Source organism: Caldibacillus sp. 210928-DFI.2.18, assembly GCF_020554505.1.
Taxonomy (GTDB): Bacteria; Bacillota; Bacilli; order Bacillales; family Caldibacillaceae; genus Caldifermentibacillus; species Caldifermentibacillus hisashii.
Genome location: NZ_JAJCHL010000036.1, coordinates 15,749 through 31,301 on the forward strand (window position 1 = coordinate 15,749; position 15,553 = coordinate 31,301).

General features: G+C 37.4%; 17 protein-coding genes and 3 riboswitches. Of the genes, 14 read left to right on the forward strand and 3 right to left on the reverse strand.

What is annotated here, in order from left to right; translation table 11 throughout:
- Nucleotide 1: 1 nt before the first annotated feature.
- From LIZ98_RS09310 to LIZ98_RS09330, 5 genes are all read left to right on the forward strand, one after another.
- Nucleotides 2-1,168, forward strand: coding sequence for a TraB/GumN family protein (locus LIZ98_RS09310; protein WP_034770447.1), 1,167 nt, complete (start codon nt 2-4; stop codon nt 1,166-1,168).
- A gap of 71 nt (nt 1,169-1,239) precedes the next feature.
- A riboswitch (TPP riboswitch) is annotated at nt 1,240-1,348 on the forward strand.
- Between the two features lie 114 nt (nt 1,349-1,462).
- Nucleotides 1,463-2,467 carry an ABC transporter substrate-binding protein gene (locus LIZ98_RS09315; protein ID WP_095141316.1) on the forward strand — a complete coding sequence of 335 codons (1,005 nt, stop codon included), beginning with the start codon at nt 1,463-1,465 and terminating at the stop codon, nt 2,465-2,467.
- Between the two features lie 26 nt (nt 2,468-2,493).
- Nucleotides 2,494-2,784 (forward strand): thiamine-binding protein, encoded by a 291-nt coding sequence (locus LIZ98_RS09320; protein WP_227139508.1) that lies wholly within the window; start codon nt 2,494-2,496, stop codon nt 2,782-2,784.
- On the forward strand, nt 2,775-3,548 hold the full coding sequence (locus tag LIZ98_RS09325; RefSeq protein WP_227139515.1) for an ABC transporter permease: 774 nt from the start codon (nt 2,775-2,777) through the stop codon (nt 3,546-3,548). The genes LIZ98_RS09320 and LIZ98_RS09325 overlap by 10 nt, the downstream gene beginning before the upstream one ends.
- Nucleotides 3,541-4,275 (forward strand): ABC transporter ATP-binding protein, encoded by a 735-nt coding sequence (locus tag LIZ98_RS09330; RefSeq protein ID WP_041848151.1) that lies wholly within the window; start codon nt 3,541-3,543, stop codon nt 4,273-4,275. Before LIZ98_RS09325 ends, LIZ98_RS09330 begins: the two co-directional genes overlap by 8 nt.
- Before the next feature lie 99 nt (nt 4,276-4,374).
- Here LIZ98_RS09330 and rlmN read toward each other — a convergent pair whose 3' ends face one another.
- Entirely contained in the window at nt 4,375-5,430 is a 1,056-nt protein-coding gene (gene rlmN / locus LIZ98_RS09335) for a dual-specificity RNA methyltransferase RlmN (protein ID WP_041844888.1), read from the reverse strand.
- Between the two features lie 329 nt (nt 5,431-5,759).
- Nucleotides 5,760-5,806: riboswitch (PreQ1 riboswitch) on the forward strand.
- A gap of 81 nt (nt 5,807-5,887) precedes the next feature.
- Here rlmN and queF point away from each other — a divergent pair.
- From queF to LIZ98_RS09355, 4 genes are all read left to right on the forward strand, one after another.
- Nucleotides 5,888-6,376, forward strand: coding sequence for a preQ(1) synthase (gene queF, locus LIZ98_RS09340; protein ID WP_041844890.1), 489 nt, complete (start codon nt 5,888-5,890; stop codon nt 6,374-6,376).
- Between the two features lie 92 nt (nt 6,377-6,468).
- On the forward strand, nt 6,469-7,143 hold the full coding sequence (gene queC / locus LIZ98_RS09345; protein ID WP_227139509.1) for a 7-cyano-7-deazaguanine synthase QueC: 675 nt from the start codon (nt 6,469-6,471) through the stop codon (nt 7,141-7,143).
- Between the two features lie 202 nt (nt 7,144-7,345).
- A complete protein-coding gene (locus tag LIZ98_RS09350) occupies nt 7,346-7,894 on the forward strand; it encodes a VUT family protein (RefSeq protein ID WP_034770429.1) in 549 nt (182 codons plus the stop codon).
- A 109-nt stretch (nt 7,895-8,003) separates the two neighbouring features.
- A complete protein-coding gene (locus tag LIZ98_RS09355; RefSeq protein ID WP_034770428.1) occupies nt 8,004-8,294 on the forward strand; it encodes a hypothetical protein in 291 nt (96 codons plus the stop codon).
- A 121-nt stretch (nt 8,295-8,415) separates the two neighbouring features.
- Here the strand turns inward: LIZ98_RS09355 and LIZ98_RS09360 are convergent, their stop codons facing one another.
- Nucleotides 8,416-8,943 carry a gamma carbonic anhydrase family protein gene (locus tag LIZ98_RS09360; protein WP_227092437.1) on the reverse strand — a complete coding sequence of 176 codons (528 nt, stop codon included), beginning with the start codon at nt 8,941-8,943 and terminating at the stop codon, nt 8,416-8,418.
- Nucleotides 8,944-9,242: 299 nt separating this feature from the next.
- Nucleotides 9,243-9,366, forward strand: a riboswitch (SAM riboswitch).
- A gap of 91 nt (nt 9,367-9,457) precedes the next feature.
- Between LIZ98_RS09360 and LIZ98_RS09365 the strand changes: the two genes are divergently transcribed.
- From LIZ98_RS09365 to speB, 4 genes are read left to right on the forward strand one after another with little or no spacing between them, the layout of a single operon-like run.
- Nucleotides 9,458-9,802 carry a hypothetical protein gene (locus tag LIZ98_RS09365; protein ID WP_041845815.1) on the forward strand — a complete coding sequence of 115 codons (345 nt, stop codon included), beginning with the start codon at nt 9,458-9,460 and terminating at the stop codon, nt 9,800-9,802.
- Complete coding sequence (locus LIZ98_RS09370) at nt 9,802-11,301, forward strand: aminotransferase class I/II-fold pyridoxal phosphate-dependent enzyme (protein WP_227139510.1); 1,500 nt, start codon at nt 9,802-9,804, stop codon at nt 11,299-11,301. Before LIZ98_RS09365 ends, LIZ98_RS09370 begins: the two co-directional genes overlap by 1 nt.
- An 8-nt stretch (nt 11,302-11,309) precedes the next feature.
- On the forward strand, nt 11,310-12,164 hold the full coding sequence (gene speE / locus LIZ98_RS09375; protein ID WP_227139511.1) for a polyamine aminopropyltransferase: 855 nt from the start codon (nt 11,310-11,312) through the stop codon (nt 12,162-12,164).
- Nucleotides 12,154-13,014 (forward strand): agmatinase, encoded by an 861-nt coding sequence (gene speB, locus LIZ98_RS09380; RefSeq protein ID WP_034770421.1) that lies wholly within the window; start codon nt 12,154-12,156, stop codon nt 13,012-13,014. Before speE ends, speB begins: the two co-directional genes overlap by 11 nt.
- A gap of 411 nt (nt 13,015-13,425) precedes the next feature.
- Here speB and LIZ98_RS09385 read toward each other — a convergent pair whose 3' ends face one another.
- Nucleotides 13,426-14,280 carry a YitT family protein gene (locus LIZ98_RS09385; RefSeq protein ID WP_227139512.1) on the reverse strand — a complete coding sequence of 285 codons (855 nt, stop codon included), beginning with the start codon at nt 14,278-14,280 and terminating at the stop codon, nt 13,426-13,428.
- Between the two features lie 472 nt (nt 14,281-14,752).
- On the opposite strand from LIZ98_RS09385, the gene LIZ98_RS09390 reads away from it, so the two are divergent.
- Entirely contained in the window at nt 14,753-15,481 is a 729-nt protein-coding gene (locus LIZ98_RS09390) for a hypothetical protein (RefSeq protein ID WP_227139513.1), read from the forward strand.
- Nucleotides 15,482-15,553 lie beyond the last annotated feature (72 nt).

The window sequence follows — 15,553 nt, forward strand, 5'->3', positions numbered from 1 at the left end:
TATGAACGAAGAAAACATTACTAGAATTTTTTTGAATGATAAAGAATATATTTTGATCGGAACTGCTCACGTATCAAAAAACAGTGCCGAGCAAGTGAAGGAAATTATTGAAACAGAACAGCCGGATTCAGTTTGCATTGAGTTGGATCAAGGACGATATCAATCTATTACGGAAGGAAACAAGTGGAAAGATACGGATATTTTTAAAATTATTAAAGAGAAAAGGGCAGGGATGGTATTTATCAATTTGGCACTTTCATCTTTTCAGAAAAGAATGGCTGATCAAATGGGGATTAAACCCGGTCAAGAGATGATTCAAGGAATTGAATCGGCTAAAACGGTTGGTGCAAAACTTATTCTAGCTGATCGAAATATTCAAACTACCTTTTCCCGCATTTGGCACAGCATGAATTTTAAAGAAAAAATGATGCTTCTCACCCAAGTTATAGCCGGTATTTTTACCGATGAAAAAATAACGGAAGAAGATTTAGAACAATTAAAAACAAAAGACAGCATTGATGCCATGCTTAATGAGTTTACTGAAAATTTACCGCAATTGAAAAAACCGTTGATTGATGAACGGGATCAATATTTGGCCGAGAAAATAAGAACGGCACCCGGTGAAAAAGTCGTAGCTGTATTAGGTGCAGCTCATGTTCCCGGTGTTTCAAGAGAAATAGAAAAAACGCATGATTTAACTGAATTAACAAAAACACCGCCAAAGTCGAAAAAACCAAAAATTATCGGCTGGTCGATCCCCGTTCTTATTATTGCCATTATCGTTTATACATTTTTCGCGAACCCGGATGCAGGGATGCAACAAACATGGAGTTGGATTTTATGGCACGGCTCTTTGTCAGCACTTGGAGCGGCGTTGGCATTTGGTCATCCGCTAACCATTTTAACTGCTTTTGTGGCAGCTCCCATTACCGCTTTAAATCCGTTGCTTGCTTCCGGATGGTTTGCAGGATTGGTACAAGCGTTTGTACGAAAACCGACTGTTGGTGATTTCGAAAACCTGTCAAATGATATTTCATCCGTAAAAGGGTTTTGGAACAATAAAGTAACACGAATTTTATTGATCATTATTTTATCCAATATTGGCAGCTCCATCGGCACATTTATTGGCGGTGCGGATGTATTGCGGTTATTCTTTAAAAATTTTTAATGAAAAAAGTTAGGCTTGAAATGAATGGAAAAATATGTAATAGTATAAATAAGTGAAAACTGAATATGAAAATAAGTTTGTAGGGGAACCGGTGTTGCCGGTTGAGAGTGCGTCCGTAAGATGCTGACCCTTGAACCTGATCTGGTTAATACCAGCGTAGGGAACATACTTTTTTGCGATATGAATGAAATTTCTTACATGAAGTATGTGCCCTAGGATGATTCCTGGGGTTTTTTCATTCTCTCTCCCTCTTCAAACTTGTTTTCAAATCATAATGAAGAAAGGGGAACACGCATGAAAAAAATACTTTTTCTTGCCGTATTTACCATGCTTTTAGCTGCATGCCGGGGAGAAACTGCAAATTCTGGTTCCGGAACTTCGAAAAATAATCAAGATAAGCTAGAAAAAGCAAATATCGTCTTGGATTGGACACCGAATACGAACCATACCGGTTTATACGTGGCACAGGAAAAAGGGTATTTCAAGGAAGAAGGATTGGATGTTGATATCATCATGCCGGGTGATGCGGGGGCAGACAATCTTGTGGCATCCGGACAAGCCGAGTTTGGTATCAGTTACCAGGAAGGGATTACCGAGGCTCGAATCCAAGGAGTGCCAATTGTTTCTGTTGCAGCGATTATCCAACATAATACATCCGGTTTTGCTTCATTAAAAGACAAAAATATAAAAACTCCAAAAGATTTCGAAGGGAAAACTTATGGAGGGTGGGGAGCACCACTTGAAAAAGCGATTATTGAATCGTTAATGAAACAGGATCATGCGGATGTCGGAAAAGTAAACATCATCAATATTGGCGATACCGACTTTTTTACTGCGACAAAACAAAATATTGATTTTACCTGGATTTATTACGGGTGGACAGGCGTGGAAGCTGAATTACGTAACACCCCGATTAACATGGTCTGGTTAACTGACTATAGTGATAAGCTTGATTATTATACGCCCGTTATCTCTACGAATGAGACAATGATTAAAGAAAAGCCGGAGACAATCAGGAAATTTTTACGGGCAGTGACAAAAGGGTATGAGTTTGCTATCGAAAATCCGGAAGAAGCGGCAAATATATTAATTGCTGCCGAGCCCGAACTTGACCCGGATCTCGTCCAAGCTTCCCAAAAGTGGCTCGCTACAAAATACAAAGATGACGCAGCACGTTGGGGAGAGCAAAAATTGGAAGTATGGGAAAACTATTCGCAATGGATGTATGATAATGGTTTACTAGAAAAACAGTTAGATAGTAAAAAGGCGTTTACAAACGAATTTTTACCGGAATCGTAATTTACAAGAAAAGGAGGAGAAAACAAATGGCTAATGCATTAGTAAGCATCCAAATCATTCCAAAAACAAAAAACGGTGAGGATACAATTCCTTATATTGACGCGGCCATTAAAGTCATAACCGAATCAGGAGTAAAATATCAAGTTAGTCCGCTTGAGACAACAATGGAAGGTGACTTGACGGAACTTTTAATGATTGTTGAAAAAATGAATAAGAAGATGATAGAGCTAAATTGCCCAAGTGTTATTTCGCAAATAAAAGTGTTCTATAATCCTGATGGTGCGTCAATGGACCAGTTGACTGAAAAATACCGGTGATTTGGCAAAAAGGATGGGGGGCACTTTTTGTTGTCATTCTTTTATTCATCAGTTGGGAGGCAAGTGTCCGTATCTTCCGTGTACCAAATTGGTTGTTGCCATCTCCTTCACAAATTGTGAAAGAGATGGTTGAAGGGTACCATGTGTACGGGGAGCACCTTTTACCTACGTTATCGTTGGCACTTTCCGGATTAATGGTCGGCTGTTTGATTGGAATCATTATCGGGATTGGTTTACATATCGTTCCTTTTTTACGGCAAGCGTTTTATCCATTACTGATTATCTCGCAAAACATCCCGGTTATCGTACTCGCACCGCTCCTTGTCATTTGGTTTGGCTTTGGGATGTTACCGAAAATGATTGTGATTACGCTTGTTTGTTTTTTCCCAATTACCGTATCTTTACTGGACGGGTTCCAGCATACCGATCGAGAATTATGGAATTATATGAAAATGGCAGGGGCAACGAGGAAGCAACTGTTTTGGAAATTAGAATGGCCGCAAGCACTCCCTGCCTTGTTTTCCGGATTAAAAATTTCTGCGACGTATAGTGTAATGGGGGCCGTCATATCGGAATGGCTTGGAGCAGAAAGAGGCATTGGTGTTTATATGACATTGGCATCATCATCATTCCGGACCGATCGTGTTTTTGTTGCGATAGTATTCGTTGTTACGTTTAGTATGTTATTGTTTGCCTTCATCGTATTTCTGGAAAAATTGGTCATCAAGTGGGATCCGGAGAAGGAAGGGTTGATTGATGAGTGAATTGGTTATTGACCGTATATACAAGTCATTTGGCGCTGATCAAGTTTTACATGATGTATCCTTTGCTGCTCATGACGGGGAATTCATATCGATTTTAGGACCTTCAGGCAGTGGAAAAAGTACATTGTTCAAGGTGATTGGTGGGATCACAAGGCAGGATGCAGGAGAGATTTATATCAACGGGGAAAAAATAACCGGAAAAACTGGCTATATCAGTTATATGCCGCAATCAGCCGCCCTAATGCCATGGCGGACAGTTCTTGACAATGTTTTGCTCGGTCAAGAGATTGCCGGTAAACGAGATCCGGCTAAAGCGGTGAAAATGCTAGAGCGGGCAGGATTGATAGGGTATGAAAAACGTTTCCCTCATCAATTGTCTGGTGGGATGAAACAACGTGTTTCCTTCATCCGCAGTTTGCTAAGTCCGCAAACGTTAATTTGCTTAGATGAGCCGTTTTCTGCCTTGGACGAATTTACCCGGTTTGATATGCAAAAATGGTTGTTATCAATATGGCAAGAATATTCTAAGACGATTCTATTTGTCACGCATAATATCGAGGAAGCTTTATTTTTATCTGATCGGCTCATCATTTTGTCGGCAAAACCGGCCGAAATAAAAAGAGATTGGCAAATCCCTTTCGAACGGCCCCGTACAGAACAATTATTATACACAAACGAATTTTTACAATGGAAAAAGATGGTTTATGAAGAAATTAAACAAGGATAACCCTGGATTTGGGTTATCCTTTTCATATCGGTTGAAATATAGGTAAAAGCCCGATTTTAGTTTCATTGTTTCGTTCTTGAGGTTACCCGAATATTTTTCTTAGTTCGCTTTTCTTAATTGTTTGCTGCGTAGTTGTCCGCATGCGGCATCGATATCTGTTCCGTGTTCTTGGCGGACGACGCAGTTGATACCATTTTTCTTCAATGTATCGTAAAACCGCAAGATCGATTCTTTAGAACTTCTTTTATATTGAATATGTTCATTGACCGGGTTATAAGGTATCAAGTTGACGTAAGCAAGATGGCGAATATCTTTTAGCAGTTCAGCCAGTTGTTTAGCTTCTTCCACATGATCATTAACATCATCCAATAAAATATATTCAAAGGTGATACGGCGATTTGTTTTTTCTAAATAATAATTAATGGCCGGGAATAATTTTTCAAGCGGATAAGCCCGATTGATTTTCATAATTTGGGAACGCAACTCGTTATTTGGTGCATGTAACGATATGGCTAAATTCACTTGCAAATCAAGATCGGCAAATTCATAAATTTTTGGTACAATGCCACTCGTTGAAACCGTAATATGGCGGGCGCCAATCGCAAATGCTTTCGGATGGTTGATAATTTTTAAGAAACGAACAAGGTTATTGAAGTTGTCGAACGGTTCACCGATACCCATGACAACAACATGACTAACGCGCTCACCCGTTTCATCCAAGAAGCGCTGAACATGCATTATTTGCTCAACAATTTCACCGGAAGTCAAATCGCGATTTTTCCGTAAAAGCCCGCTGGCACAGAAGGAACAGCCGATGTTGCAGCCGACTTGTGTAGTCACACAAACAGATAGTCCGTAATGTTGTCTCATCAAAACTGTTTCAATTAAATTACCGTCTTTTAATTGTAATAAAAATTTTACCGTTCCGTCTTGAGAAACTTGTTTGATTTGAACATTTAACGTACTGATTTCAAAATTATTTTCAAGAAGTTCAATACATTCTTTATTTATATTTTTCATCTCATGAAAAGAAGTTATTCTTTTTTGATACACCCAATCCCAAACTTGTTGGGCCCGGAATTTCTTTTGACCGTGTTCTAACATCCATTCTGTCAATTCCTCTATGGTTAATCCGTAAATGGATTGCTTATTCATTCGTAACCCTCTTTCTACCCAATTGATATCATTAGATAATTGTAACCGAAATATATCTATTTTACCAGTGGGGAAAGATGGATACAATCATTGTTTTTAAGTTGTTATAAAGAATGTACTGGAACTTAACAAATCTATATTGGCCAAATTCCGTTTTGAACGATCGAAAGCGAGACAAATGAAACAAAACCGGAAATAAGTGACCGTTCATTAAGAGTTTTGGTGGCAAATTTCTACTTAAGAAATCAAAAATTTTTTGACCAAAGCAATTGACGCACATTGAAATGAACGGTAAGATAAAAGAGGATTAAATTGAATACCCGTGTCGGACGGGAGAGGTTCATAGCTTAAACCCTCTATAAAAAACTATGGATACCATGTCTGTCCATAAGGCATGGTTTTTTTAGTTTTTGAAAGCTATTACCCTCCTGTAAGCACGGATCATACAGGAGGTTTTATTATGGGAAGAAAAAAAGATGAAGTAAAATCACTTGGAAAAAAGGAAGCAAAATATATTTTTGATTATGCGCCGGAAGTTTTGGAGGCAGTTCAAAATAAACACGCCGGTCGTGATTATTTTGTAAAATTCAATTGTCCGGAATTTACCAGCTTATGTCCAATTACAAACCAACCGGACTTTGCGACGATTTATATTTCTTATATCCCTGATGAGAAATTAGTCGAGAGTAAATCTTTAAAACTATATTTATTCAGTTTTCGCAATCATGGTGATTTTCACGAAGACTGTGTCAACATAATTATGGATGATCTAATTCAGTTGCTTGACCCGAAATATATTGAGGTTTGGGGAAAATTTACGCCAAGGGGTGGTATTTCAATTGACCCGTATTGCAATTATGGTCGTCCGGGCACAAAATATGAAGAAATGGCAAATTACCGGTTGATGAATCATGATTTATATCCGGAAAAAGTGGATAATCGGTAGTTATGAGAAGGGTTCAGATATATGAGATGATTTCTTGATAAATATAGGTTTGAGATCTTTTAAAAACTATTCAATAAATGGATGTGTCAGCGATGCTAAAAGATGAAAAAGCTGTTGTTGTATTTAGTGGGGGGCAAGATAGCACCACCTGTCTATTTTGGGCTCTCAATACGTTTCAAAATGTAGAAGCGGTAACCTTTGATTATAATCAGCGTCATAAAAAAGAAATCGAGTGTGCCAAATCTATTGCCGAAGAATTAAAGGTTAAGCACCATATTCTCGATATGAACTTATTAAATCAGCTGTCTCCGAGTGCTTTAACGAGAATGGACATCGACGTAAAAGCCGGAAAGAGTGGGGAGTTGCCATCGTCTTTTGTTCCCGGTAGAAATTTGATTTTCCTGTCAATGGCTGCAATTTTGGCTCAGCAAATCGGTGCGAAACATTTAGTCACCGGTGTTTGTGAAACGGATTTTAGCGGTTACCCGGATTGCCGCGATGTGTTTGTGAAGTCGTTGAATGTAACCATTAATTTGGCCATGGGGCAAGAATTTGTCATCCACACACCATTAATGTGGTTGGATAAAGCTGCCACTTGGAAAATGGCTGATGATTTAAATGTTCTTAAATTAATTAAGGAGAGAACATTAACTTGTTATGAGGGAATAATTGGTGATAGTTGTGGAAAATGTCCGGCTTGTCAATTACGTCGTCAAGGTTATGAAAAATATATGCAGATGAAGGCGAATGTTTCAACGGCTATTTAAAAAGAAAGTTGTTGTGGAAATCACAACTGATTATTCCTAAAACCGGATTTTACGAACTTACATACCATAGAAATTCGTTGGCCTAGAAAGGTTGCAAGTCATCAGCGAAATTCCTGAGAAATTCTCTCTTTCATGCGTTGTAGTTTTTTATTTAGCCAGTTTATGAAAGATTACCAGTAAATAATGAGGAGTTATGATGTTAATGAGAGTCATTTTGTATTTAATGTTTATTGTGTTGGCGAATGTTATTACAGCCAGATTTCAACCGGTTCAAATAGGAATGTTTCATATTCCGTGGGGTACTTTTTTAATCGGAGCTACATTTATTTTCCGTGACTTAGTTCAAAATAAATATGGCAAGGGAAAAACGTATCTGTTAATACTTATTGCCCTGATATTGTCTGCTGTTTCATCTTATCTCTTAGGTGACACCTTATGGATTGTGATGGCTTCAGCTTTATCATTTCTTATCGCCGAGTCGACGGATACCGAAATTTATTCGCGCTTAAAATTACCGATGAGTTGGCGGGTGTTATACAGCGGGCTTGTTGGTGGATTATTCGATTCAGTTGTTTTTATCATAATTGGTTTAAGTCCGCTTGGTGCCGGCTTTATTCCTTGGGAAGCAGTACCGGCAGCGATTATTGGTCAAGTGATTGTAAAAACGATCATGCAAGGCTGTGGGGCAATTTTGCTTTCTCTTATGGTAAAAAATTCCCGTTTCCGAGCATTGATTTTATCCCATTCTTAACGGCGAGTCATAAAATCCACCAGATTTCCATCAAATTTTGAATCCTTTCCATGAATAGATCGTATAATACAAATAATACTGTTCTGGCAGTGAGAGGAGATTAAATGTTATGGTTTCTACAATATTAAAATTGATTACGGGTGGCTTGGAAGCTTTTTGGGGAATACCGATTTTAGGGGGAGCCATTATTTTTAGTATGGCTTGGGCACCGCTCGGAATCATGTTTGTTTTGCATATCATTACGCTCATATTTTCAATAATGGAAAAAAGATCTTTTCATGGAAGTGTGTTAGGGATTATTACATCCTGTTTAGGTTGGATTCCATTTCTCGGAATGGCCCTTCACATTATTACAGCAATTCTCTTATTAATAGACGGATTTCGATCAAGTTTTAAATAGAAACGACCTATAGGGGCAGTCCCGGAAAGTTTTTTATAAACGGATGCCCCTATTTGAAGTGAATACAAGTACATTTTTATTAATCCCGTTAACAGTACGTATCTTTAGCAACCGTTCTTTCTTATTTATTTTTTAATTGGGAAAGAATATCAATGTACTCCTTCCCTTTTTGTACGTAAACTTCAATTGAACCTTGAATTAACATGAAATCATAATCTGACAATTCACGGACAACTTTTCCGGGAGAGCCGACCACCAGCGAGCGGGGAGGGATTTTTTTTCCGCCGGTTATCAATGTATTCGCACCGATAATACATTGTTCACCGATTTCAGCATCATCTAAAATAGTTGACCCCATACCTACAATTGTGTTGCTTCCAATCTTACAGCCATGTAAAATTACATTATGTCCTACTGTTACACCGTCTTTAATGATGGTCGGATGATCTTCATAAAGATGGATGGTTACATTATCTTGAATACTGCATTTTTCTCCGATAATGATGGGCCCTTCATCACCGCGTAAAACGGCATTAAACCATACGGAACTTTCCTTTCCTATTGTTACATCACCAATTAAATATGCCCCCGGAGCAATAAAAACACTATCATGAACATTTGGTGTTTTTCCTTTATAAGGAATTAACATAGTTTTGCCTCCATTATATGAAAGATTTGTATATTACTATTTTATCAATAATTTGATAAATTTTTAAGGGTTGCACCCAAAAAGGTCATTTGAAAAGAATTTACAAAATATTTGATAAATATATCTATGAGGACAAAGAATATTGCGCCATTCGTATTTGATTTATAGAAATGTTTACTTTCTTGGAGCTTATGGTAAACCTATAAACGTGCAAAAAAATTTTATTAAGACATTTCCAAAATAAATTGACATGTCTTTTTAAATCCTTTATTATTATTCCAGCATAAATAAAAGTTTCTCTCTTATTAATAGCCGTTGAGACGAGGGGTCTAAGATACGGTGGCAAACCAGTTTGGTTCACAGAACTAAATATTGGGTGCCCAACCTGAGCACAAAATGAGTACATTTTGTGAGCAATAAGAGGATAAGCAGCTGATATTAATCGAAGCTTTCCTTGCCTTTGGAGAGCTTTTTTTATGCCTAAACAAAAAAATTGTGTTAGGAGTGGTTAATATTGGCAGAGAAATTTTTATTCATATCGGAATCTGCAATAGAAGGATATCAGAATCAAATACCTGATGCAGGGCGGGATTCAACTTTCCTTCAAAAACAGTTTATAAAACCAGCTTATGAAGTGTTTTTACTAACAAGTACAACTCATGCGAGCAGGGAAAATATGGCAACAGCTGTCCATGATACTGTACAAATTACCTGCGCTGCACTCATTGATAAAGGATATACAAATGAACTTTGCGGAATCGTAGAGGGAACTTGTAAGGTACATGAGCAATTTTCTAATAGGGCAATGGAGTCCAACAAGGTGCTTACTACACTTAATGTTAGTGGTGGCTGCCGATGATGAACAAACTATTGGAATTTGAACAACCGTTGATAAAAGCAGCGCCTAAATTAGATCACAATCAAATGCCCTTATTTCAAACACTAGTTCAATATGCCAGAAGAGATGTTATACCATTTGATGTCCCGGGTCACAAAATGGGGGCACAAATGAACCCGTTACGAATGGTTCTCGGGGATATGACAATGCGGATGGACGTCAACTCAATGAAAGAACTTGATCTGTTAAGCCATCCCCAATCGGTAATCAAAGAAGCCCAGGAATTAGCGGCTGATGCATTTGGAGCCGATCATGCTTATTTTTTAGTTAACGGTACGACAATTGGTATTATTGCCATGATTTTAGCAGCAGTAAAACCGGGTGAAACGCTTCTTGTACCGAGAAATTGTCATAAATCCGTTATGAATGGAATAATTTTGAGCGGGGCAAAACCGATATTTATTCAACCCGAAGTCGACTTGCATTTTGGGATTGCCCACGGTGTGTCTGTTAAAAATGTAAGAAAGGCATTAAATGAAAATACGGAAACGAAAGCAATCCTTGTCACATATCCAACCTATTTTGGTGCAATGAATGAATTGGTGGAAATTTGTGAACTCGCCCACGAACGGGGTGTAACAGTTCTTGTCGACAGTGCTCATGGTGCTCACTTGGCTTTTATGCCTGATGACTATATCGATCCTCTTACAGCCGGAGCTGATGCAGTTACCGTTAGCATGCATAAAACAGGGGGTTCCTTAACCCAAAGTTCATTACTATTATTAAAAGGGAACCGAATTGCTCCGGAACGTATGCAAAAAATAGTGAATATGTTACAAACAACAAGTGCGAACTATTTGTTAATGAGTTCTTTGGATGTGGCACGAAGAGAGATGGTTCTGTTTGGAAAAAAGCGGTATAGGGAATTAAAACCGATTGTAATGGATGCTGTTCTGTCCATTGAAGCAAATTCGAACTATGAAGTATTAAAAGAAGCCTACGTGGAGAAATATTTCCAACAATCATATGATTGGACAAAACTTGTTATCCGTGTAAATGGAATTGGTTTTACCGGCTTTGATGTCTACACAATTTTAAAAGAAGAATACGGCATTCAAATGGAATTGGCTGAAGGATATGTCATTATGGCTGTGATTAGCTCGTTCGACACGAAAGAATCCATCGACAAACTAGTTTTTGCCTTGAAGGATATTGAGAAAAAGTATGGAAAACATGCAACGATCATTTCTACTCACGTCACAACAAGTGAAGTAAATAAATTAGTTCTTGTTCCGCGCGATGCTTTTTATGCTGAGCAAGAATCTATACCGATTGATCAAGCTGTTGGACGGATAAGTGCGGATACATTGATGATTTATCCGCCGGGTATTCCTCTTGTTATACCGGGAGAATTAATTTCCAACGAGGTGCTCAATCAATATCATTATTACTGTCAAACAATCGGGAGTGTATTAACTGAAGCAAAAGAGGCAAACCATATTAAAGTTGTGAAGGAATGATGTCATAAATGAATTGGTACACGGAATCGTGGAGCGATGAATGCAAATTTTCCATTGCTTACGATGAGAAAATTTATAGTGAAAAAACACCTTTCCAACAAATTGATTTTTATAAGGGTAAGGAGTTTGGCACATTTTTCACTTTAGATGGTTTGATGATGGTAAATGAAAAAGATGAATTTATTTACCACGAGATGATTGTTCACCCCGCATTCGCCACAAACCTAAATATAAAACGAGTTCTAATCATCGGTGGCGGTGATGGCGGTACGGCTCGTGAAGTTTTAGGGTACAAATCAGTGGAAAAAGTGGTCATGGTTGAAATTGATGAACGTGTTTTTCGACTGTGTCAAAAGTATTTACCTGTTACTGCCGGCGGGATCGAGGAAGAGCCGCGAATGACCTTGAAATTCGAGGATGGTTTGGCTTATGTGAAAAAAGCACCCGATGCGTCGTTTGATTTAATTCTTGTTGATTCCACTGATCCGATTTCTGTAGGAGAAGGTCTTTTTACAATCGAATTTTATCAAGAATGTTATCGAGTATTAAGAAATGATGGAATCTTAATTAATCAGCATGAGTCACCATATTTTACTGAATATGCAGAAAATATGAAAAGGGCACACAAAAAGATTAAACATATTTTTCCTATTACGCATGTTTATCAGTACCATATGCCGACATATCCTTCCGGTCACTGGTTATTCGGCTTTGCTTCAAAGGTGTACGATCCGTTGCTAGATTTACACGCGGAAGATTGGAAAAAATTTAAGATTCAAACAAAATATTACAATACCGAACTCCACCGCGGGGCGTTTTGTTTGCCGAATTACGTAAGGGAGGCACTAGTAGATGGGGAATAAAAAAATGAATATAAGTACTTTTATCGGTTGTGATAAATCTTATGAAGAAGCAAGCCTTGTTTTGTTCGGGGTACCTTTTGACGGAACAACGAGTTTCCGTCCGGGTACCCGTTTTGCAATGCAGGCAATTCGTACGGATTCATATGGTTTGGAAACTTATTCACCATATTTGGATCGGGATTTGGAGAATATAGCTGTTTTTGACGGTGGGGACTTAGACTTGCCATTTGGAAATACCGAAAAGGTAATGGATATTATTTTTGAATATAGCCGGGGCGTTTTAACTGATGGGAAGAAATTTCTAATGGTAGGGGGAGAACACCTTGTTAGTCTTTCTTCAATTAAAGCAGCATATGAAAAATATTCGGACTTACATTTGATCCATATTGATGCGCATACCGATCTACGTGAACATTATTTAGGTGAAAAACTGTCCCACGCTTCAGTCATTCGCAATTGTCATGGGTTTCTCGGTGACGGTCGGATTTTCCAATTCGGGATTCGCTCCGGTTTAAAAGAAGAATTTGAATGGGCAAAAGAACATACATATTTGGAAAAATTTTCTCTTGAAACATTTGCGGAAAAGATGGACGAATTAGCTAATGTGCCTGTTTATATTACGATTGATCTTGATGTTCTTGATCCGGGCATTTTTCCCGGCACTGGAACACCGGAACCGGGTGGAATTTCATATCGTGATTTATTAGATGCAATTGGGCATATGCAAAAATTGAACCAAATTGTTGCGGCAGACGTGGTTGAGTTATCACCACCATATGACCCTTCAGGCGCATCAACTGCAGTGGCATGTAAAACCGTTCGGGAAATGTTATTGACATTAGGGAAATAAATACGTGGGAGGTTCTTCATTCCTTACTAATGGTTAGTTGAACGGGCTGTTTATCCCACCTTTTTAAATGAAGTATCTTGATATGGGGGCTTGTCTCGCCGTTATGGTGGGAAAAAAGAATGTTAAAGACATAACATGTTGACGTTGGCTAATATGTTATGTCTTTTATTCTGTTTTTGGTTCAGATATTTTTTCGGCTTACTCAAAATGGGCCATCTATGAAAGACGTATTTTTTTACGTTTAAAATGCAAAAATGTCCGGCAAATATACGAATTCGCTTATTGCGGGACATTTTATATTTTTTCGGTGAACTAGAGAGGCTTCAGTAGCATTACCTCGCAAGCGATAATATTTTTTCGCTGACTATGACTCTGCTCTCGCCTAGAGGTTCGACAGTTGCCGAGTTTTCTTTACCAAATCTGATGAAACCGACCAATTACGTTTTGCGTTGAAATAATGCTGACAAATGATTTTGGATCTGCTGATTTCACAATTTGTTTTAATTGATGCATTTCACCTTTCATGATAACACAATACAACACTGTTTTGTCCTTTTGGGTATAGCCACCGCTTGCATTCCACATTGTCGTCCCTCGATGAAGTTCTTTTGTAATCGCCTCGTTCACTTCTTTCCCTTTATCTGTAATAATCAATAATGAGATGCGATCAACGTGGTTTAAGATAATATTATAAGTTTTCATGGATGAATAAAACGATATAATGGTGTACAAGGCAATTTCGCTATTAAAAATAAAGCCGGATAAAATAACAATAATTGTATTAATAATTAAGTTTGACTTTCCGACTGTGATATTACGATATTTTGCAATCACCCGTGATAATATATCAAAACCGCCTTCCGAACCGCCGCGACGGAGAACAAGACCACAACCGACCGCATTTAAAACCCCACCGAAAATAGCAGATAGTAAAGGATCATCCGTCCAAATATGTTTAATCGGGACTATTAATAAGAAAAACGAAACTAAACTTGTTGCTAATATTGTATAGAAGCTAAATTTTTTGCCCAGATAAATATACCCTAAGATCAGTAATGGTATATTTAAAAGGAAATAATAAACACCGACGTTAATAGGAATAAAATGGTTGAGTAATTGGGAAAAACCGCTTACCCCGCCGGATAATAACCCTGCCGGTATGGTAAACATATTTAGTGCAAAAGCAGTAATGATTGTCCCGAGAACCATACAAAATAAGTCAACGAAAGTACTTATATTTGTTTTCTTTGTCATTGTCGTTTCCATTTGAAATTAAACCTCGTTTTAAAAAATGATGATTTTTAGTCCTCATATATAGTAGCACCTTTACCTTTATTTAGAAAGGTATTTTTTGTGAAAAATATATCATGAATGAAGCGAATTTTTTAGGAACCCGAATATAGAATTATCATGTCCTAAAATATGTATTGCTTTTCCTAAACTAATGATCCTGAAAATAAATAAGCAATAAACTGCCATTCAGAAAAAAATTAAGTCGGGTAGTGAGGCAGAATTTTTAAAAGAACATCTATGAAATTTATACTAATGTGGCCGCAAAAATTCATATGGTTTCCCGTGTTGTTCATGCATAATAGGTCCTTGACCAATATTCAGAAAAAATGTAAAATATATACAAAACCCTCTCTTGATTTTCCTTTCTCGTACCTCCAGTTTTCATTTTTCGTTCTGTTAACAATACCCTCAATAATGAAATTGTAATAATGAGAGGACTGAAGGAATGAGAACACAAAATACAAATGTAGTCGAATTTGCACAAACGGTATCATGCACGAAAAAATTCCGCCATGATTATCCAATTCCGGAACCATTAAAAAAACTGTTATTAATCGATATCTATCATGACTTTACCGGTTTCGTTTTATCACAATATTTATCCGAGGCGCAACCGTTTATTGATGAGTTTTTATCTTTTCATCCAACGCAAAGTAATAAAAAATTTTCATTAGAGCAAAATCTGTTTTGGTGGTATGTACTTTACCAAAATTCAGTGAACGATGAGATGAATGTTATTGATCAATATGTTTTAGAAAATAAAATGAAGTACCGGAAAAAACAAATTATTCCCGCTTGGCTCAATGAGTGGGGAAAGGCAGTGCCTAAATTTTATTTAATAAGAAATAAGCATGACCAACAAAAATATATTATAGAGGATATTCTGAATAGAAAAGAAGTGGAGGTTTCTTTAAATAATGAAGAATTTTACTTCCATGAAGGGGCTCTTGTTGCCGGCACATTAATTCCAATCGGGAATTCTGTATATTTTCCCGTTGTTGATTTTTATAATTTTACCTATGAGACATCCGTTGAAATCTTGACTCATATTCTTTTCTATTATAAAAATTATTATGACACGACAACATCGGCCTATCAGTTATTTCTACATTTATTTTCTGCAGCTTTACAAATTGAAAACCAAATAATTGAAAAGACCAATGAGCAAGCATAAAAAATTTGAGATTTCGGGTTACGAAAACTGCATTATGAAAGCCCATGACTTTAGTCATTGGGATGAAATAAT